Source organism: Neoroseomonas soli, from assembly GCF_018129065.1.
GTDB classification, from domain to species: Bacteria; Pseudomonadota; Alphaproteobacteria; order Acetobacterales; family Acetobacteraceae; genus Neoroseomonas; species Neoroseomonas soli.
This window is the reverse complement of sequence record NZ_JAAEDM010000002.1, coordinates 14,197-34,001: the sequence shown is the minus strand read 5'-3', so window position 1 is coordinate 34,001 and position 19,805 is coordinate 14,197. Positions and strand designations below refer to the sequence as shown.

The 19,805-nt window shown below is 70.7% G+C and carries 17 protein-coding genes; 9 read left to right on the top strand and 8 right to left on the bottom strand.

All coding sequences use genetic code 11. From position 1 onward, the window contains the following. Window positions 1-13: 13 nt before the first annotated feature. From GXW76_RS00960 to GXW76_RS00940, 5 genes are all read left to right on the top strand, one after another. A complete protein-coding gene (locus GXW76_RS00960; protein WP_211860104.1) occupies window positions 14-2,050 on the top strand; it encodes a hypothetical protein in 2,037 nt (678 codons plus the stop codon). A gap of 94 nt (window positions 2,051-2,144) precedes the next feature. Next, window positions 2,145-3,050 carry a dioxygenase family protein gene (locus tag GXW76_RS00955; protein WP_211860102.1) on the top strand — a complete coding sequence of 302 codons (906 nt, stop codon included), beginning with the start codon at window positions 2,145-2,147 and terminating at the stop codon, window positions 3,048-3,050. Window positions 3,051-3,184: 134 nt separating this feature from the next. Further along, window positions 3,185-4,054: an FAD binding domain-containing protein gene (locus GXW76_RS00950; RefSeq protein WP_211860100.1), complete on the top strand. Its 870-nt coding sequence runs from the start codon at window positions 3,185-3,187 to the stop codon at window positions 4,052-4,054. A gap of 4 nt (window positions 4,055-4,058) precedes the next feature. Next, complete coding sequence (locus GXW76_RS00945) at window positions 4,059-4,541, top strand: (2Fe-2S)-binding protein (RefSeq protein ID WP_211860099.1); 483 nt, start codon at window positions 4,059-4,061, stop codon at window positions 4,539-4,541. Then, window positions 4,538-6,793 carry a xanthine dehydrogenase family protein molybdopterin-binding subunit gene (locus tag GXW76_RS00940; RefSeq protein ID WP_211860098.1) on the top strand — a complete coding sequence of 752 codons (2,256 nt, stop codon included), beginning with the start codon at window positions 4,538-4,540 and terminating at the stop codon, window positions 6,791-6,793. The genes GXW76_RS00945 and GXW76_RS00940 overlap by 4 nt, the downstream gene beginning before the upstream one ends. 105 nt (window positions 6,794-6,898) lie before the next feature. Here GXW76_RS00940 and GXW76_RS00935 read toward each other — a convergent pair whose 3' ends face one another. Beyond that, on the bottom strand, window positions 6,899-7,291 hold the full coding sequence (locus tag GXW76_RS00935) for a YraN family protein (protein ID WP_211860097.1): 393 nt from the start codon (window positions 7,289-7,291) through the stop codon (window positions 6,899-6,901). On the opposite strand from GXW76_RS00935, the gene ggt reads away from it, so the two are divergent. Further along, complete coding sequence (gene ggt / locus GXW76_RS00930) at window positions 7,290-8,987, top strand: gamma-glutamyltransferase (protein ID WP_246513818.1); 1,698 nt, start codon at window positions 7,290-7,292, stop codon at window positions 8,985-8,987. The two genes, GXW76_RS00935 and ggt, sit on opposite strands and share 2 nt — an antisense overlap. Before the next feature lie 220 nt (window positions 8,988-9,207). Here the strand turns inward: ggt and GXW76_RS00925 are convergent, their stop codons facing one another. The 6 genes from GXW76_RS00925 to GXW76_RS00900 are packed head-to-tail and all read right to left on the bottom strand — an operon-like array spanning window position 9,208 to window position 15,901. Continuing rightward, window positions 9,208-10,239: an ABC transporter ATP-binding protein gene (locus tag GXW76_RS00925; RefSeq protein ID WP_338150860.1), complete on the bottom strand. Its 1,032-nt coding sequence runs from the start codon at window positions 10,237-10,239 to the stop codon at window positions 9,208-9,210. Continuing rightward, window positions 10,232-11,218 carry an ABC transporter ATP-binding protein gene (locus GXW76_RS00920; protein ID WP_211860096.1) on the bottom strand — a complete coding sequence of 329 codons (987 nt, stop codon included), beginning with the start codon at window positions 11,216-11,218 and terminating at the stop codon, window positions 10,232-10,234. Before GXW76_RS00920 ends, GXW76_RS00925 begins: the two co-directional genes overlap by 8 nt. Continuing rightward, window positions 11,218-12,132, bottom strand: a complete 915-nt coding sequence (locus GXW76_RS00915) for an ABC transporter permease (protein WP_211860095.1) — start codon at window positions 12,130-12,132, stop codon at window positions 11,218-11,220. Before GXW76_RS00915 ends, GXW76_RS00920 begins: the two co-directional genes overlap by 1 nt. 3 nt (window positions 12,133-12,135) lie before the next feature. Continuing rightward, window positions 12,136-13,119: an ABC transporter permease gene (locus GXW76_RS00910; protein WP_211860093.1), complete on the bottom strand. Its 984-nt coding sequence runs from the start codon at window positions 13,117-13,119 to the stop codon at window positions 12,136-12,138. Window positions 13,120-13,170: 51 nt separating this feature from the next. Next, window positions 13,171-14,760 carry an ABC transporter substrate-binding protein gene (locus GXW76_RS00905; RefSeq protein ID WP_211860091.1) on the bottom strand — a complete coding sequence of 530 codons (1,590 nt, stop codon included), beginning with the start codon at window positions 14,758-14,760 and terminating at the stop codon, window positions 13,171-13,173. A 52-nt stretch (window positions 14,761-14,812) separates the two neighbouring features. Then, entirely contained in the window at window positions 14,813-15,901 is a 1,089-nt protein-coding gene (locus GXW76_RS00900; protein ID WP_211860090.1) for an AI-2E family transporter, read from the bottom strand. A 103-nt stretch (window positions 15,902-16,004) separates the two neighbouring features. Here GXW76_RS00900 and otnI point away from each other — a divergent pair, with 103 nt between their 5' ends. Further along, complete coding sequence (otnI, locus tag GXW76_RS00895; protein WP_211860089.1) at window positions 16,005-16,781, top strand: 2-oxo-tetronate isomerase; 777 nt, start codon at window positions 16,005-16,007, stop codon at window positions 16,779-16,781. Between the two features lie 258 nt (window positions 16,782-17,039). On the opposite strand, the gene GXW76_RS00890 is transcribed toward otnI, so the two are convergent. Then, entirely contained in the window at window positions 17,040-17,609 is a 570-nt protein-coding gene (locus GXW76_RS00890; RefSeq protein ID WP_211860088.1) for a hypothetical protein, read from the bottom strand. Window positions 17,610-17,854: 245 nt separating this feature from the next. Between GXW76_RS00890 and GXW76_RS00885 the strand changes: the two genes are divergently transcribed. Together GXW76_RS00885 and GXW76_RS00880 are read left to right on the top strand one after the other, a co-directional pair. After that, entirely contained in the window at window positions 17,855-18,739 is an 885-nt protein-coding gene (locus GXW76_RS00885) for a 2-hydroxy-3-oxopropionate reductase (protein WP_211860087.1), read from the top strand. A 151-nt stretch (window positions 18,740-18,890) separates the two neighbouring features. Beyond that, window positions 18,891-19,769, top strand: a complete 879-nt coding sequence (locus GXW76_RS00880; protein WP_211860086.1) for a helix-turn-helix domain-containing protein — start codon at window positions 18,891-18,893, stop codon at window positions 19,767-19,769. The last annotated feature ends 36 nt before the right edge of the window (window positions 19,770-19,805 follow it).

Sequence of the window (19,805 nt, the reverse complement as noted above, 5' to 3'; positions counted from 1 at the left end):
GAGGAACCTGCCCATGCGCCGCCTGACCCTCGCCTTCCTGCTGACGGCCTCGACGGCGCTGGCGACGGAATTGCCGGTGCGCAGCGTGACGCTGTCCTCCGCCGGGCTCGCGCAGGTCGAGCGCGCGGGCGAGGTCGCGGCCGATGCCTCCGTCACCTTCCGCGCGCCGATCGACGACGTGGACGACCTGCTGCGCAGCCTGATCGTGGTGGACACGGCCGGCACGGTGGAGGGCCTGCGCCTGCCCGCCCGCGACCTGGCCGGCGAGGCCTTCCGCGGCCTGCCTCTCCGCCCCGAGGATTTCGAGAGCCGCACCCGCCTCCTCGCCGCCCTGCGCGGGCAGGAGGCCGAGGCCGGCGGCGCGCGCGGCCGCATCGCCGACGCCGCGGAGACCGATCGCGGCCTGCGCCTGTCCCTCGTCACGCCCACCGGCATCGCGACCGTGCTGCTGCGCGAGGGCGACGAGGTGAAACTGGCCGACACCGCCCTCGCCGCCCGCGTCGCCCGCGCGGCGGAGGCGCTTGCCGCGGCGCGCTCGGCCGATGAGAGGCGCATCGAGATCCGCCTGCGCGCCGACCGTGCCCGGCAGGTGGCGGTGCTCTACGTCGCGGGCGCGCCGTTGTGGAAGCCGTCCTACCGGCTGCTGGTGCCGCCGATGGGCGCCGCACCCGCCGCGACGCCGCCCCAGGCGCGGCTGCAGGGCTGGGCCGTGGTGGAGAATGCCTCGGGCAGCGACTGGGATGCGGTGCGGCTCGCGCTCGTCTCCGGCGAAGCGGCGGCGTTCCGCCAGAACATCTACCAGCCGATCACGGTGGCGCGGCCGGAGATGCCGGTGCGCGTCGCCGGGGCGGTGCATGTCACCGCCGATACCGGCGGACGCCCGCTCCCGCCGCCGGCGCCGGCGCCCATGGCGTTGGGCCGCATGGCGGAGATGAGCGCCGCCGCGCCGCAGATGGCTGCTCGGGCCCGTTCGCCCGAAGCACCCGCCGGCGGCGCCGCACCCGCACAGCCCGCGACCGCCGCCACAGCCGAGGCCTCCGCCGGCCGCGTCGCCTTCGTCCTTGCCGAACCCGTGACCATCCGCAGCGGGGAGACGGCGAACGTCCCCTTCCTCGATATTCGCCTGCCGGCCGAGCGGGTCTGGTGGATCCAGGACCTCGCGGCGCGGCACCCGCTCCAGGCAGTGCGCATCCGCAACGCCTCCCCGCACACGCTGCCGGACGGCCTCGCGACGGTCTATGGCGCGGAGGGGCCGGAGGCCGGCGTCTTCCTCGGCGATGCGGAGATCCGCGCCATGCCCGCGGGCGACGGCCGCATCCTCGCCTTCGCCCGCGACCGGGACGTGCAGTACACCCAGTCCGGCAGCAGCGCCGACAGGGTGACGCGGATCGCGCTGCGCCGCGGCTTCGTCAGCGTGGACATGGCCCGCACGGAGGAGACGGCGGTCGCCATCGACCCGCGCGGCGCGCGCGGCATGCTGGTGATCGACGTGCCCCGCCGCCCCGGCGCGACGCCGCGCTTCCCCATCGTCTCGGAGGGCGATTTCGGCCTGCGGCACGAGGTCACGCTGGAAGGCTCCACCCAGACCATCCGCCTGCCCTTTGAGCGCGCCGTGCGCCAGGACACGCCGCTGTGGGACAGCGGCCTGGGCGAGCCCATCCTGCTGCGCTGGCAGCAATTCGACATCGAGCAGAACCTGCGCCGCCTGCCCGGCGGGCCGGGGACGCTGGAGCGGTTGCAGGAGATCCTCGCCCGCGTCGGGCCGGACGTGCCGGGCCGCGCCGACCTCGCCGCGGTGGTCGAGGCGATGCAGGACCTGCGCCGCCTGCTCGACGATGCGCGGATCAAGGCGCGTGCCTATCGCAGCGCGGACCAGGCGCTGGCCCGCGCCCGCCAGGCGGCGGAGGACCGCACCGGCCCTGAACAGCAGGAAGCCCGTCGTCGCCTCAATGCCGCGAGCCGCGAGGCCGACCAGGCCGGCGCCGCCGCCGACCAGGCTTGGGAGGCCTGGCAGCGGGCGGTGGTGGCCCTGCTGCAACGGGGGTCGTGACCGCCCCCCGGTCGTCCATTGACCGGCCAGGCCACCACCGCGCAGGCTGACCGCCGAAGCGGGGTGGCGCCGGGTGCGCCGCCAGGAGGAAACCATGCAGGACCTCGACGCCGACCAGGTCACCGATGCCGTCATCGCCCAGATGGCCGGCACCCCCGATCCACGGATGCGCGAGATCATGGAGGCCGCGGTGCGCCACCTGCACGCCTTCGCGCGGGAGGTGCGGCTGACGCCCGATGAATGGCTGAAGGGCATCGCCTTCCTGACCGCGGTGGGGCAGGCCTGCTCCCCGGTCCGGCAGGAATTCATCCTGCTGTCGGACGTGCTCGGCCTCTCGCGCGTGGTGAACGTGATGCACGATGCCGAGGGGCGTGAGGCGGCGGGGACCGAGACCAGCCTGCTCGGCCCCTTCTTCCGCGAGCAGGCGCCCGAGGTCGCCCTCGGGGAGAGCATCGCCCGGGTCTCCAAGGGGCCGGAGATCATGCTCTACGGCCGGGTGCTGGACGCCGAGGGCAAGGGCGTGGCGGGGGCCTGGGTCGATCTGTGGCAGGCCGATGCGGACGGGCTCTATGACCTGCAGGCGCATGATCCTTCCGTGATGGACATGCGCGGCCGGGTGCGCTGCGACGGCCAGGGCAACTACCGCGTCCGCACGCTGAAGCCGCGCGGCTACTCCATCCCGATGGAAGGGCCGGTGGGCGAGTTCGTGCGGCGGCAGGCGCGCCACGGCTTCCGCCCGGCGCATATCCATTTCCTGATCTCCGCGCCCGGCTACCGGGAACTGGTGACGGCGCTCTACCTCGCCGAGGACGAACATGTGGACAGCGACACGGTGTTCGGCGTCTCGAAATCCCTGGTGGTGACGGCGGCGACCGGGCAGCCGGACGCGCCGGTGCCGGGGATGCCCGGCATCCGCTACGACTTCACGCTCTCCCGCGAGGCCAGCGACGGCGGCGGGCGGGTTGGCGCCGACCCGGCGAAGCTGATGCCCGCCGGCTGAACGGACGGAGGCGCCGGTCGGAGGGGGGGCTTTCGGCCGCGCCTGGACCGGCTTAGCCTCGGGCACCCGATGCAACGAACCTGATTCTGGGCGGCGCCCCGTGCCGACGGGGTGCCAAGGGATGGAAAGCGAGCATGACAGATATCCGATACCTGGCGCCGCGAACGCTCGATGAAGCGGTGGGCGCCTTCGCCGCCGCCGCGGGCGGCGCGCGGATCCTGGCCGGCGGCACCGACCTGCTGGTGCAGATGCGTGCTGGCGTCGCGAAGCCCGGCACCATCATCGACATCAAGAAGATCCCGGAGATGACGGCGATCGAGGACCTCGGCGGCGGGGCCTTCCGCATCGGCGCCGCGGTCTCCGGCGCCGTGCTGGCCGAACATGCGGGGTTCCGCAAGGCGTGGCCGGGGGTGCTGGAAGCGGTCAACCTGATCGGGTCGAAGCAGGTGCAGGGGCGCGCCTCGCCGGGCGGCAACCTGTGCAATGCCTCGCCGGCCGGGGACAGCGTGCCGGCCATGGTTGCGGCCGGCGCGGTCGTGACCATCCAGGGGCCGAACGGGCGGCGGGAACTGCCGGTCGAGAAGGTGCCGGCCGGGCCGGGCCGCACGAACCTGACGCCGGGCGAGATCGTCGTCTCCTTCACCCTGCCGGCGCGGCCGAAGGGGTCCGGCGATGCCTACCTCCGCATGATCCCGCGCACGGAGATGGACATCGCGGTGGTCGGCATGGGCGTGAACCTGGTGCTGGAAGGCGGCGTGGTGAAGGCCGCGCGCGTCGGACTCGGCGCCGTCGCGCCGACCGTGCTGCTCGTCGAGGACGCGGCGCGCGCGCTGATCGGCTCGCGGCTCGATGACGCCGCGCTGGAAGCCGCCGCCGCCGCCTGCCGCGCCGCCTGCAAGCCGATCAACGACAAGCGCGGCACCATCGCCTACCGCATCAAGGTGGCTGGCGTGCTGCTCAAGCGCACCGCCGCGATCGCGGCGCGCCGCGCCGGGGGGAACTGACACCATGGCCAAGATTCACGTCTCCACCACGGTCAACGGGGAACCGGTCGAGTTCCTCTGCGACGCCTCCTCCTCGATGCTTGATGCGCTGCGCGGGCCGCTCGGCCTGACCGGCACGAAGGAAGGCTGCGGCACCGGCGACTGCGGCGCCTGCTCGATCACCGTCGATGGGCGGCTGATGTGTTCCTGCCTGATGCTGGCGGTCGAGGCCGAGGGCCACGAGATCGCCACCATCGAGGGCATGGCCCAGGGCGACAAGCTGCACCCGCTGCAGCAGAAGTTCCTGGAGATGGCCGCGCTGCAGTGCGGCATCTGCACGCCCGGCGTGCTGATCTCGGCGCGCTCGCTGCTCGAGAAGAACCCCGACCCGACGGAGGAGGAGGTGCGTTTCGGCCTGGCCGGCAACCTCTGCCGCTGCACGGGCTACGACAAGATCGTGCGCGCCGTGCTGGAAACGGCCGCTGAGATGAGGGAGGCCGCGCGATGAACGACATGACCAACAAGTGGATCGGCCAGCGCACGATCCGCCCCGACGGCGCCGACAAGGTCACCGGCCGGGCGCAGTACAGCGCCGACGTCAACATGCCCGGCATGATGTGGGGCAAGGTGCTGCGCAGCCCTCACGCGCACGCCCGCATCCGCGGCATCGACACCTCGAAGGCCGAGGCGCTGCCGGGCGTGAAGGCCATCGTCACGGCGAAGGACATCGTCGAGTTCCCGGTCGACAAGTCCGTGATGCTCGGCATCCAGGACATGCGCTGGATGTGCCGCAACGTGATGGCGCGGGAAAAGGCGCTGTTCCACGGCCATCCGGTCGCCGCCGTCGCCGCGATCAGCGAGGAAGTTGCCGCGGCCGCCTGCGCGCTGATCGAGGTGGACTACGAGGTCCTGCCCCACGTCATCGAGATCGAGGACGCGATCAAGCCCGACGCCCCGATCCTGCATGAATGGAACAAGCACGAGGGCAAGTCCTCCAACATCACCGGCACCATGGTGCTCAAGACCGGTGACGTGGAGGCGGGCTTCAAGGACGCCGACGTCATCGTCGAGCGCAGCTTCACCACCCGCCCGGTCCACCAGGGCTACATCGAGCCGCATTCCTGCACCGTGTCCTACGCCGCGGACGGGCGGGTCACGATCTGGTCGTCGTCGCAAGGCCAGTTCATGGTCCGGGCGATGACCTCGCTGCTCACGGGCATCCCGCAGAGCAACATCCGCGCCATCCCGGCCGAGATCGGCGGCGGCTTCGGCGGCAAGACGATCATCTACCTCGAACCCGTCGCGGTGATGCTGTCGAAGAAGTCCGGCCGCCCGGTGAAGATGGTGATGACGCGCGACGAGGTGCAGCGCGCGACCGGCCCGGCGCCGGGCTCCATGTCCACCGTGAAGATCGGCGCGAAGAAGGACGGCACCATCGTCGCCGCGCAGGCGACCTTCTACGTGCAGGCGGGCGGGCTTCCCGGTGCGCCGCTGCGCGGGCCGGTGGGCTGCTCCCTTTCCGCCTATGCCATCCCGAACGTGCTGTCGGTCGGCTACGAGGTGGTGTCGAACCGCTCCAAGGTCGCGGCCTATCGCGCGCCGGGCGGGCCGCATGGCGCCTTCGCGGCCGAGAGCGTGCTGGACGAGATCGCGGAGAAGCTCGGCCTTGATCCGCTGGACCTGCGGATCAGGAACAGCGCCAAGCCGGGCGACAAGGCCCTCTATGGCCCGACCTTCGGCCAGGTGACCTTCAAGGAGACGATCGAGGCGATCAAGGCCCACCCGCACTACAAGGCGCCGCTCGACAGGAACCCGCGACCGGGCGTGAAGCGCGGCCGCGGCGTCGCCTCCGGCTTCTGGTACAACGCCGGCGGCGAATCCTCGGTCCAGGTCAACATCACCGAGGACGGCAACGTCGTGGTGACGACCGGCCACCCGGACATCGGCGGCAGCCGCGCCTCGATCTCCAACGTGGTGGCGGAACTGCTGGGCGTCGAGCATTCCCGCGTCAACGTCATCATCGGCGACACGATGACGATCGGCTTCTCGAACCTCACCGGCGGCAGCCGCGTGACCTTCGCCTCGGCGATGGTCGCGACCGCGTCCACCGAGAAGGTGATCGGGCAGTTGAAGGAACGCGCGGCGAAGATCTGGAACATCGACGCCGAGGCGGTGAAGTGGGAGGACGGGATGGCCCTCCCGGCCGGCGACAATGCCGGCAAGTTCCCCCCGCTCTCGCTCAAGGAGCTCGCCGCCAAGGCGAACGAGATGGGCGGGCCGATCGGCACCCAGGTGCAGCTCAACACCACCGGCGCCGACCCCGGCTTCGCCACGCATGTCGTGGATGTCGAGGTGGACGTCGATCTCGGCATCATCCGCGTGCTGCGCTACACGGCGGCGCAGGATGTCGGCCGCGCGCTGCACCCGGGCTATGTCGAGGGCCAGATCCAGGGCGGCGTGGTGCAGGGCATCGGCTGGGCGCTGTCGGAGGAATACCTCTACGACAAGAACGGGAAGGTCGATAACGCGACCTTCCTCGACTACCGCATGCCGGTCTGCTCCGACGTGCCGATGATCGATGCCGTGATGCTCGAGATCCCAAACCCCAAGCACCCGCAGGGCGTGCGCGGCGTGGGCGAGGCGCCGATCGTGCCGCCGCTCGCGGCGATCGCCAACGCCGTCTACGACGCGCTCGGCAAGCGCTTCTCCGCGCTGCCGATGTCGCCGCCGCGGGTGACGGAACGGCTGGAACAGCCGTAAGGACAGGGGGCGCGAGCCCCCCTCCCCTTCGCACCGGGCGCATGAGGGCCGGACCCTTGTGCGCCCGGTCGTCGTTTGGCGGCGCGGCGCCGCACGGAAGCGGCGTCAATCGCCCAGGCGGAAGGCGTCGGCGATGCGGCGCGCGGTGCCGTCCGCCGCCACGATCACCACGTCGAAGCGCATGCCGGCTTCGCCGTGACCCGGATTGGCGGCGAGCCAACATTCCGCCGCCGCGACCAGCCGTGCGCGCTGGCGCGGGCCGAGGGCGTGGGCCGCCTCGGACAGCGAGGGGCGCGCCTTCACCTCGATGAAGGCAAGCAACCCGTCGCGTTCGGCGACCAGGTCGATCTCGCCGGCGGGCGTGCGGGCGCGGCGGGCGAGGACGGACCAACCGCCGCGCGCCAGCGCGGCGGCGGCGATGGCCTCGGCGTCGCGGCCTGAGGCCTCGGCGCGGCGGCCGCGCAGCAGGCGATGGGTGCGGTCATAGGAATCGAACATGCGCTATCCTGCGGCGATGATCCTGCGCCGCGCCATCCTGGTCCTGCTTCTCCTCACCGGCATCGCGGAGGCACAGCCGGCGCGCCGCCACATGGTCGCGGCGGCGCATCCGCTGGCGGCGGAGGCCGGGCTCGCCGTGCTGCGGGACGGCGGCAATGCCGTGGATGCGGCGGTCGCCGTGCAGATGGTGCTGACGCTGGTGGAGCCGCAATCCTCCGGCATTGGCGGCGGCGCCTTCCTGCTGCACTTCGCCGGCGGCAGCGGGCGCCTGGCAGCCTGGGACGGGCGGGAGACGGCGCCCGCCGCGGCGGGGCCGGACCTGTTCCTGCGCGACGGGCGGCCGATGCCGCATATGCAGGCGGTGGTGGGGGGCCGCTCGGTCGGCGTGCCGGGAACGGTCGCGATGCTGGAGGCCGCGCATCGCGAGCACGGGCGCCTGCCCTGGGCCCGGCTGATCGAGCCAGGCATCCGTCTCGCGGAGGACGGCTTCCCGATCAGCGAGCGGCTGGCACAGGACATTGCCTCCGACATGGCGTTGCTGCGGCGCGATCCGGCTGCGGCGGCGTATTACTTCGACGCGCGGGGGCTGCCGCTGCCCGCGGGGCACAGGCTGCGCAACCCGGCGCTGGCGGAAACGTTGCGCGCCATCGCCGCGCAGGGCGCGCAGGCCATGGCGCGCGGCCCGATCGCGGAGGACATCGTCGGCGCCGTGACCGGGCACGCGACCAATCCCGGCGTGATGGCGGCCACCGACCTGTCCACCTATGCGCCGCGGCGGCGGGAGGCGGTATGCACGGGATATCGGCGCTTCCGGGTGTGCGGCTTCCCGCCGGTGTCCTCGGGCGGCGTCGCGGTGGCGCAGATCCTCGGGCTGCTGGCGCATTTCGACCTGCCGCGGATGGAACCGCTCGGTGTCGATGCGGCGCATCTGATCGCGGATGCGGGGCGGCTCGCCTTCGCCGATCGCGCGGCCTATCTGGCTGATCCCGACTTCGTCTCCGTGCCGGTGCGCGGGCTGGTGGACGCGGGCTACCTGACGGCGCGCGCGCAATTGATGGACCGCGACCGCGCGGTGGCCTCCCCGCGCGCGGGCAATCCGCCCTGGCGGGAGACGCGACACGCGCCACAGATGCAGGAATTCGAGGCCGGCACGAGCCATGTCTCGATCGTCGATGCCGAGAGCAATGCCGTCGCGATGACCACCACCATCGAGGCACTGTTCGGCGCGCGCATCATGGTTCGCGGCTTCATGCTGAACAACGAGCTGACGGATTTCTCCTTCGCGCCGGAGCGGAACGGGAGGCCCATCGCGAACCGGGTGGAGGGCGGCAAGCGGCCGCGGTCCTCGATGGCGCCGACCATGGTGCTGGATGGCGAGGGGAAACTCTATGCCGTCACGGGGTCGCCTGGCGGGGCGCGCATCATCGGGTACGTGGCGCAGTCGCTGGTGGCGCTGCTGGATTGGGGCATGACGCCGCAGGAAGCCGCTTCGCTGCCGCATGTCGGGACGGTGGGCGGCGCGGTCGAGCTGGAGGCCGGAACGCCCGCGGCGGCGCTGGAGCCGGCGCTGCGCGGGCGGGGGCATCAGGTGCAGGTTAGCGAGATGAACTCCGGGCTGCAGATCATCCGCGTGACGCCGGACGGGCTGGTGGGCGGCGCGGATCCAAGGCGCGAGGGTGTGGCGGTTGGGGAGTAGGGCGCGCCGGGGAAAGGCTTTGCCCTCCCCCGGACCTCACTCGCCAAGGGCATTTGGGAACCGGACAATTCACGAAACGGGATAGCGTTGCTTCGGTCGCACGCAATCCCGGTCGGGCCTGGTGTCCAGAGACCTCGCGGCCCCAAGGGCGTTCATCGGCGATCGGAACCCGGCTGGGTGAAGTCCGGAGAGGGGGAGCACCCCTCTCCGGGAACGCACCTCAAGCCGCGTCGCGCGCAATCGCCGGCATCGGCATGGCATCGTCGCGGCCTTCCTCGACCGCGTGGCAAGCCACCATGGCGTCCCCTGCTGGCATGAGTTCCGGCCGTTCCCGCTTGCAGCGCTCATTCGCCAGCGGGCAGCGCGGATGGAAGGCGCAGCCGGAAGGCGGCGAGATGGGCGACGGCACCTCGCCGCCGACAGGGATGCGTTCGCGACCCGTCATGTCGAGGTCCGGGATCGCTTCCATCAGCGCGCGCGTGTAGGGATGACGCGGTCGCCTGAAGAGACTTTCCGCCGGCGAGAGTTCCGCCAGCCGCCCCAGGTACATCACCCCGATGCGGTCGCTGACCTGGCGCACCACGGCGAGGTTGTGGCTGATGAAAAGGTAGGTCAGCCCCAGCCGCTGCTGGAGTTCCTTCATCAGGTTCAGGATCTGCGCCTGCACCGAGACGTCGAGTGCCGAGGTCGGCTCGTCGCAGACCAGGAATTCCGGGTTCGACGACAGCGCGCGCGCGATCGATATGCGCTGCCGCTGACCACCCGAGAACTCGTGCGGGAACTTCTGCCCGTCGAGCGGCGAGAGCCCCACCTGCGTCAGCAGTTCCGCGACGCGGTTCTCCTGCTCGCCGCGCGTCCTCACCAGGCTGAAGGCGCGGATCGGCTCGGCGATGATGTCGGCCACGCGCCAGCGCGGGTTCAGCGAGGCATAGGGATCCTGGAAGATCATCTGCATGCGCCGGCGCTGGTCCGCCAGGGCGCGCGCTTCCGCGAGGTCCCGCCCGTCGAAATGCACCGAGCCCGCGGTCGGGCCGTAGAGACCCACCGAAAGGCGCGCGACGGTCGATTTGCCGCAGCCGGATTCACCCACCAGCGACAGCGTCGTGCCCTTCGGGATCGAGAAGGAGATGCCGTCCACCGCGCGCAGCGTGCGCTTCGCCTCGCGCGCGAGCATGCGCTGGAGGAAGGGGCGGGAAACGTCGAAATGGCGCGCCAGGTCGCGCGCCTCGAACATCGGGGGCGCCTCAGCCACGGGTGGCCTCCGTGTCGTAGAGCCAGCAGGCGGCCTGCGTCGTGCCGGCGTTGATCAGGTCCGGGCGCAGTTCGCGGCATTTGCCGAAGACCTGCGGGCAACGCGGGTTGTAGGCGCAGCCCTTCGGAATGGCCGAAAGCCGCGGCATGGCGCCATCGATCTGCGCGAGGCGTTCCACGCGCCGGTCGAGCGGCGGGATGGAGGCCATCAGCCCTGCCGAATAGGGGTGGTTGGCGTGCTTCACCACTTCGCGGACGGGGCCGATCTCGGCGATGCGGCCGGCATACATGACGGCGACGCGGTCGGCGGTCTCGGCGATGACGCCCATGTCGTGCGTCACCAGCATCATCGCCGTGCCCTTCTCCCGCGCGAGGCGCTTCAGCAGGGCGATGACCTGCGCCTGGATCGAGACATCGAGCGCCGTCGTCGGCTCGTCGGCCACGATCAGGCGAGGCTCCGCACACAGCGCGAGCGCGATCACCACGCGCTGGCGCATGCCGCCCGAGAATTCGTGCGGGTAGCTGTCGATGCGCTGCGCCGCGGCGGGGATGCCCACCAGCTCCAGCCATTCGATGGCGCGCCTGCGCGCTTCGCCGGGGCCGACCGGCAGGTGGGTGGTCATCGTCTCCACCAACTGCCGGCCGACCGTGTAGAGCGGGTTCAGCGTGGTCAGCGGGTCCTGGAAGATCGCGCCGATCTCCTTGCCGCGGATGCGGCGCATCTGCTCGTAGCGCAGGTTGTCGATGCGCTTGCCGTCGAGCAGGATCTCGCCCCTGGCGATGCGGCCGGGCGGTTCCAGCAGGCCGATGATCGCGGCACCCGTCATCGACTTGCCGGCGCCGGATTCACCGACGACACCGAGCACCTCGCCCGGCGCGATGTCGAAGGACACGTCGTCGAGCGCCACCAGCGTGCCGCGCCTGGTCGGGAACTCGACGCGCAGGTTCTTCACCCGCAGGAGTGGAGCAAGGTTCGACATCAGCGCAGCTTCGGGTTGAGGGCGTCACGCAGCCAGTCGCCCAGGAGGTTGACCGAGAGCACCATCGCGATGAGCGCGATGCCCGGGAAGATCGTGATCCACCACTCGCCGCTGAACAGGAAGTCGTTGCCGATCCTGATGAGCGTGCCGAGCGAAGGTTGCGTCGGCGGCACGCCGACGCCGAGGAAGGAGAGCGTGGCCTCCGACAGGATCGCGAGGCCGAGGTTCAGCGTCGCCACCACCAGCACAGGCCCGACCACGTTGGGCAGGACATGGCTGACCATGATGCGCGCGGAGGGCACGCCGATGACGCGCGCGGCCTGGACGTATTCCTTGTTGCGCTCGACCAGCGTCGACCCGCGCACCGTGCGTGCGAATTTCGGCCATTCGCTGATGCCGATGGCGAAGATCACGACGAACAGCGCGATCTGGTCATGCACCTCCCGCGGCAATGCGGCGCGGGTGATGCCGTCCACCAGCAGGGCCACCAGGATCGAGGGAAAGGTCAGCTGGACGTCGCATATCCGCATGAGCACGCTATCCACATGCCCGCCGGCATAGCCCGCGAGCAGCCCCAGCGAGACGCCGACGAAGGTCGCGAAGAGCGTGGCAGATATGCCCACGATCAGCGACACCCGCGCCCCGTACATGATGGCCGAGAGCACGTCGCGCCCCTGGTCGTCCGTGCCGAGGACGTATTCGGCCACGCCTTCCTCTTCCCAGGCCGGCGGCTTGAAGGCGTCGATCAGGTTCAGGGAGGCGAGGTCGAAGGGATTGTGCGGCGCGATCCAGGGCGCGAAGAGCGCACCGAGGATGCAGACCAGCGCGACGATGGCGGAAAGCACCGTCACCGGCGAACGGGTGAAGGACCACCAGAGGTCGGAATCGAAGAAACGCTTCACGGCCGCGGCCATGGCTCAGTGGCCTCCCTTGCCGCGACCGATCCGCAGGCGGGGATCCACGGCGTAGTAGAGAAGATCGACGATCAGGTTGATGGTGACGAACACCAGGGCGATCAGCAGCAGGTAGGCGCTCATCACCGGGATGTCGGCCGCCCCCACGGACTGGATGAACAGCAGCCCCATGCCCGGCCACTGGAACACCGTCTCGGTGACGATGGCGAAGGCGATGATGGCGCCGAGTTGCAGGCCGACGATGGTGATGACCGGCACTAGCGTGTTCTTCAGCGCATGGCCGAAATGCACCGCCCGGTTCGGCAGGCCCCGGGCACGGGCGAACTTGATGTAATCGGTGCGCAGCACCTCCATCATCTCCGAGCGCACCAGCCGCATGATCAGCGTGAGCTGGAACAGGCCGAGCGTGATGGCCGGCAGGATCAGCGCCTTGAGGCCCGACCAGGTCAGGAATCCCGTGCTCCACCAGCCGAGCTGTACCGTGTCCCCCCGCCCGAAGGACGGCAGCCAGCCGAGCCAGACGGCGAAGACCAGGATCAGCAGGATGCCGATCAGGAAGGTCGGCAGCGAGACGCCGATCAGGCTGAAGGTGAGGAAGAAGCGCGACAGCCAGGAATGGCGATACAGGCCCGTATAGACCCCCATCGGCACGCCGATCAGCAGCGCGAGGCCGGCTGCACAGAAGGCCAGTTCCAGCGTCGCCGGCGCGCGTTCCGCGATCAGTTCCGCGACCGGGCGCGACAGGCGGTAGGACAGGCCGAATTCGCCCTGCGCGGCATTGCCGACGAAGGTCGCGAACTGCACCCAGAAGGGCTGGTCCAGGCCGAGGTCGCGCACCAGCGCCTCGCGCTGCGCCTCGGTGAAGTCCTGCCCCAGCATGATCGCCACCGGATCGCCGACATAGGCGAACATCGCGAAGGAGATCAGCGCCACGGCCAGCATGACCGGCAGCGCCTGAAGTATGCGGTTGATGATGAAGGCGAACATCGGTGGCACTCCGGGGCGGGCGCGGCCGGAAGGACCGCGCCCGCGGTCAGGTCAGTTCACGCGCGCCCAGCGGAAGTAGGGCTGGTTGTTGGCCATGTGCGGGATCTGCAGGTTCGCGCGCATGGCCCAGGGGATCATCTGGTGGTGCAGCGGGATGTGCGGCACGTCTTCCCGGTAGATGCGCAGCGCCTCCCGGATCGCGGCGTTCCGCGCCTCGCCGGACTGGTTCACCATGATGTCGATGAGCGCATCCATGCGCGGGTTGGAATAGCGCCCGTAGTTCCAGATGCCGTTGCCCTGCCCGCCGTCGCGGGAGCGCAGCAGCGACTGGAAGGAATAGAGCGCATCGAGCGTCGGCACGCCCCAGCCGAGCAGGTAGATCGAGGTGTCGTCGCGCTGGATCTTGGCGAAGAAGGGCGCGAGCGGCATCGAGTTCAACCGCGCCCGCACGCCGACGCGCGCCCACATCGCGACGATCGCCTGGCAGATCTGCTCGTCGTTGATGTAGCGGTTGTTCGGGCAGTCGAGGGTGATCTCGAAGCCGTTGGGGTAACCGGCCTCGGCCAGCAGGGCGCGGGCGCGGGCCTGGTCGTAGGGCAGGCGGACATCCTCGGACTGCGTGTAGCCGTTGACCTGCGGTGGGAAGAAGGTGCCGGTCACGACCGACTGGCCGCGCATCGTGGTGCGGTGGATCGCGTTGATGTCGATCGCATGGTAGAGCGCCTGCCGCACGCGCAGGTCCTTCAGCGGGTTGCGGCCGCGCACGTCGGAATACAGCAGTTCATCGCGGAACACGTCCATCGCGATGAAGATGGTGCGCACCTCCGGCCCCTCGACCACGCGGATGCCCTGCGCCTGGCGCAGCCGGTTGAGGTCCTGCAGCGGCGGGTCGAGGACGAAGTCCACCTCGCCCGAGAGCAGTGCGGCGATGCGCGTGGCGTCGGAGGAGATCGGTCGATAGACGATCTCGGTGACGTTGGCCTCGCGGCTCGCCGGCTGGCTCCAGCCCCACCAGTCGTTGTTGCGCGCCATCACGGTGCGCACGTCGGGCTCGCGCGATTGCAGGCGGAAGGCGCCGGTGCCGTTGGTGTTGCGGGTGGTGAACATCTCCTCCCGCGCGCGGGTGTTCTGCGGCCGCGTGGCGTTGTGCTGCTCCGCCCAGGCGCGGGACATGATCAGGATCGAGGCGATCTTGTTCGGCAGGATCGGGTCCGGCACGCGGGTGATGATGTCCACCACCAGCGGTTCGACCTGCACGGCGCGGTCGATGGTGTCGACGTAGATCGCGTAGTTGGAAGTCTGCTGCTGCGCGCGGACGACGGTGAAGACCACGTCATCCGCGGTGAAGGCCTGGCCCTCATGGAACTTCACGCCGTCGCGCAGCCAGAAGCGCCAGCGGTTCGGCTCCACCTGCTCCCAGCGCGTCGCGAGGCCGGGCGCGAGGCCGAGGTTCTGGTCGCGCGAGATCAGCGGGTCGTAGATCTGTTGCAGCACCATGGTCACGGTGCCGACATTCTGGCTGTGCGGATCCATGGTGTTGGGATCGCCCGAGGCGGCCCAGCGCACCGTGCGCGCCTCCGCCCCCACCCAGCCGGCGCCGAGCCCCGCGGCCAGCGCCGCCGCCATCAGCAGCTTACGCATTCCTGTTCTCTCCATCCGCCGCTTCCCGGCGCTTCTCCCCCAAGGCGCGCGGCTATAGGGCCGGCGGCGGTGGTGTGGAAGGCTCTTGCGCATCCTCCCGCGCCCCGCCGGCGAATTCCAGCATGAGGGTGAACCCGACCGCCAGCACCACGGGGCCGAGGAACAGCCCGAGGAAGCCGAAAGCCAGCACGCCGCCCAACGCGCCGAGCAGCGTCAGCAGCAGCGGCAGGTCCGCCCCGCGGGCGATCGCCCAGGGCCGTATGACATTGTCGACCGAGGAGATCACGAGCACCCCGTAGAGGCCCATGAAGATCCCCCAGCCCGTCTGCCCCTGGGTCAGCAGCCAGAGGCTCGCCGGGATCCAGATGAGGGGCGCGCCGACCGGGAAGATCGAGATGACGCCGGTCACCACCGCCAGCAGCAGCGGCTGGGGCACGCCCGCCATCCAGAAGCCGAAGGCCGAGAGCAGCCCCTGCGCCACCGCCGTGCCCACCAGCCCCCAGACCACGCCCCGCGTGACGTCGGCGGCAAGGTGCATCATGCGGATGCCGGTCTCCCCGCCGAGCCGCCCCATCACCGCCTTGAGCCGCACGGCCATGGCCGGCCCGTCGCGATAGAAGAAGAAGGCGAGGAAGATCGCGAGCAGCAGTTCCGCCAGGCCCGAGAGCACCGCGAGGAGCACCGCCACCACCTGCTGCGTGATGGTCCCGGCATAGGGCCGCAGAAGCCCCGCGAGGCCGAGCAGGTCGAACTCCATCTCCCCGATCCAGCCGCGGATCCAGCCGCCCACCACCGGCAACGCCTCGAGCCAGACGCCGAGGCCGGGCAGGCCGTCGGTCAGCAGGCCCTCGATGGAGGTGCTCAGTGCCTCGATCTCCCCCCGCCGCGTCGGCGCGGCGAGCACGATGGGCAGGCCGACCAGGAGGAACATCGCCGCCACCATCACCCCCGCGGCGAGGCTCGGCGAAAGCCGCGCCCTCTCGCGCAGGAAGGCGAAGACCGGCCAGGTCGAGAAGGCCAGGATCACCGCCCAGAGCAGCGCCGAGATGAAGGGGCGCAATACCAGGAGGCAGGCGACCGCCAGCCCCGCCAGCACCGCCATCCCGATCAGGCGCGTCGCGCGCGGGGTATTGATCGCCATGGCGCCATCCTGCCCGAAGCGGCGGCGGGGCGCGAGGCGGGGACTGGCCGCCCGGTGCCGCGGCCGCTAGCCTCCGCGTCCGTCCGACCCTGGGGGAACAGCCATGCCGCGCTTCGCCGCGAACCTCTCCATGATGTTCAACGAGGCCCCGTTCCTCGACCGCTTCGCGCTGGCCGCGAAGGCGGGGTTCCGGGCGGTGGAGTTCCTCTTCCCCTACGAGTTCCCGGCGGCCGGGATCGCGGCACGGCTGAAGGACAACGGGCTCCAGCAGGTGCTGTTCAACGCGCCCCCCGGCGACTGGTCGAAGGGCGAGCGCGGCATGGCCGCCCTGCCCGGCCGGCAGGAGGAATTCCGCGACGCGATCCTCAGGGCGCTGGACTATTGCGCGGCGCTCGCCTGCCCGCGGCTGCACGTCATGGCAGGGCTGATGCCGCAGGGCGTGCCGCACGACACGCTGACCGCGGTCTATGGGGCGAACCTCGCCTGGGCGGCGGAGGAATGCGGGAAGGCGGGCGTGAAGCCGGTGATCGAGCCGATCAACCATCGCGACATCCCGGGCTTTTTCCTCAACACCACCGACCAGGCGGCGGCGATCATCGACGCGGTGGGGCCGGAGAAGGTCGGGATGCAGTTCGACCTCTATCACTGCCAGATCACCGAGGGCGACATCGTGAAGCGCGTGGAGAAGCACCTCCCGCTGATCGCCCACATGCAGGTGGCCGACAATCCCGGCCGCAACGAGCCCGGCACGGGGGAGGTCAATTGGCCCTTCGTGTTCCGCAGGATCGACGAACTCGGCTTCCGCGGCTGGATCGGCTGCGAATACCGGCCGGCGGGCGAGACGGTGGCCGGGCTCGGCTGGTTCCAGCCCTACCGCTGACGCGAGGCCTGAGAGCAGATCCCGATCAGGTGGAATCGCCTGATCGGGTGAAGATGCTCGCAGAAACAAAGGCCTGGAGCGGTGTCCGTGAGCCGAGGCGAACGGAGACCGCTCAAGAGACCGTTCGGGAATGCGCCGGATGGCACATTCTCAAGCCCGGTCCCGGCCCGCACCCCCGCCTGGCCAGCCATCCAGGATATTGTCGGTGGGGTGGCCGGGTAGGGGCGTGGGCCAGCGCCGGCATTCGCAAGCGGTCTCCTACTGCCCCTGCACGACGACGGGCCGCGCCGTCGGGCGGCGCGGGGGCGTTGGCTCGCAGGCCTGGGCGAAGGCGGTCATCTCCCGCACCAGGGCATCGAGGCCGACCGAGAGGCCGAATTCCTGCCCCACCAGCAGCATCGCGTCGGCCCCCGGCGCGTTCGGCATCTCGCCGCGCACCTGGGCCAAGGCCGCGCGGAAGGAGCCGCGGTCGAGCCCGACCCGCAACCGGCCAGCCGATCCCTGCTCCACGGCGACGACCTGCACCTCGACCCAGCCGCCGCGCGGGCCACCGAACACGAAGCCCACCGGCAGGCCGGACGGGAAGCGATCGCCCGAGACCTCGATCGTCCAGGCCACCGGCGTCGGGCAGGCGAGATCCAGCGTCAGGCTGGTGAAGGGTCGGCCAAGGCCGGTACCGAGCACGGAGAGCAGAGGCCGCCCCGTCGCCTGGTCCGCCACCCGGACGAAACTGTCCTGCGCAACGGCGGCGAAGGGCAGCGCCGGAGCGGCAAGCGCCAGGGCCGGCAGCAGGCGGGCGAGCATACCAAGATTCGCGGATCGGCGCATTTTTTGGATCACCTTGCCGTGAAAATCTACTTTCGCGCGTGATCCGCCGCAGCAGGAAAAAACATGCCGATGCCTGCATAGCGTCGATGCCGGGACGGCACCGGACGCCCGGTCCGGCCACTGTCGCCTCACGGTCCGCGCGCGGCATGTTCGGGCCGCCGCTGCTCGGCTATGTCTCGGGTTCGACGGAGCCGGGAACTGCTCCCCCGGCCCGGCCATCCTTCCGCCGCTTCGGAGAGAAACGCATGAAGATCGCCTTCATCGGCCTCGGGATCATGGGTCGCCCCATGGCCGGCCACCTCAAGGCCGCCGGCCACGAGATCACCGTCGTCGAGCGCAGGAGCCTGACGGCCGAGGACCGCGCGGCCTTCGCCGTCGCGCCCGATGCGAAGACCGCGGCCGCCGGTGCCGAGGCGGTGATCCTGATGGTCCCCGACACCCCGGACGTGGAAGCGGTGCTGTTCGGCGCCGGCGGCGTGGCCGAAGGCGTGAAGCCGGGCAGCCTCGTGATCGACATGTCCTCGATCAGCCCCACCGCGACCAAGTCCTTCGCCGAGAAGATCGCGGCCAAGGGGGCCGACTACCTCGACGCGCCGGTATCCGGCGGCGAGGTCGGCGCCAAGCAGGCGACGCTGACCATCATGGTCGGCGGAACCGAGGCCGCCTTCGCCCGCGCGAAGCCTCTGTTCGAGACGATGGGCAAGAACATCACCCTCGTCGGCCCGGTCGGCGCCGGGCAGACCTGCAAGGTCGCCAACCAGATCATCGTGGCGCTCACCATCGAGGCGGTGGCCGAGGCGCTGACCTTCGCCTCCAAGGCCGGAGCGGACCCGGCCAAGGTGCGGCAGGCGCTGATGGGCGGGCTCGCCACCTCCCGCATCCTCGAACTGCACGGGGAGCGGATGATCAAGCGCACCTTCGCGCCGGGCTTCCGCATCCGCCTGCACCAGAAGGACCTGAACCTGGCGCTGCAGGCGGGGCGGGACCTCGGCGTGGCGCTGCCCAACACCGCCTCCACCCAGCAGCTCTTCGCAGCGGTCGCAGCGGCGGGCGGGGCGGATCTCGACCATTCCGGGCTGGTGAAGGCGCTCGAGACCCTCGCCGCGCACAAGGTGGCCGAGGAGGCGTGACGACGGCGCGGGCGCCCCACGCCGGGGCGTCCGCGCCATCGTATGAAACAGGTGCGGAATTACGCGCCTGCCGCAACGCTCCTGGGAAAGTGTCTCGAAATCCGGGGCAACGTCGCGTATACCGATCCGACCCATCGGTCGGGAGGGCCGCATGCGCTTCGCGGAAATTGGTCAGCAGCTGAGGGCCTATCGGCTGGAATCCGGGCTGCGCGCGGAAGAGATTGCCGCGCGCCTCGGCGTGTCGCGCGCTGCCCTCTACCGGTACGAGAAGGGGGAGGTGATTAAGCTCGACACCATCCGCCGCCTCGCCGAACTGCTGAAGATCTCGCCCCTTTCGCTGCTCGGCATCGGCGTGGAGTATTTCGGCCGACCCGCCGCGTTCCAGGAACGCCTCCGCCAGGTCGAGGAACAATCCGACCAGGTGCTCCAGGTGGGTGGCGCGATCTGCTACCCGGTCTCGACCGACGCCTTCGACGGCGCCCTGACCGAAGCCTGGACAGAAGCCGCCGACGCCTCCTCCGACCGGCTGATTGCGCGCACCCAGGTCGAGCAGATGCTGGGCCTGCTCACGGCGCGCAAGAAGCTGCACCAGGCGCGCAAGCCCAACATCATCGCCATCCTGGGCGAAGGCTCGATACGGCGCATGCTGACCGACGGCGCCGCCCCCGGCCTCGCCCTCTCGGAGCGCGCGCGCACGCGCTGCCGCCTCGCCGCGCGCGCCGAGGCGGAAGCGATCGCCGAGCAGATGGAAAGCGTGCCGATCGGCCTGCAGATCGGCCTGATCGCCGGCCCCGAGCCGGCCGGAGCCTTCATGGTGCTGCGCGGGCGCGAACGCGCCCATGTCGTCGGCAGCGTATTCCCGCCCGATGCCTATCCGACCTCGGCCACGGGCGTCGCCTTCATCACCTCCGCGGACGAGGCGATCGGCACCCACCAGCGCGTGGCCGAAGCGGCCTGGCGGGACGCGCTCAAGGGTTCCGAGGCCGCGGGGCGCGTGCGCGCGCTGGTCCAGGAATGCGCCGTCGAATAGAGCCCTGGGAACGACCTCCGCAGGCGTTCGGGATCA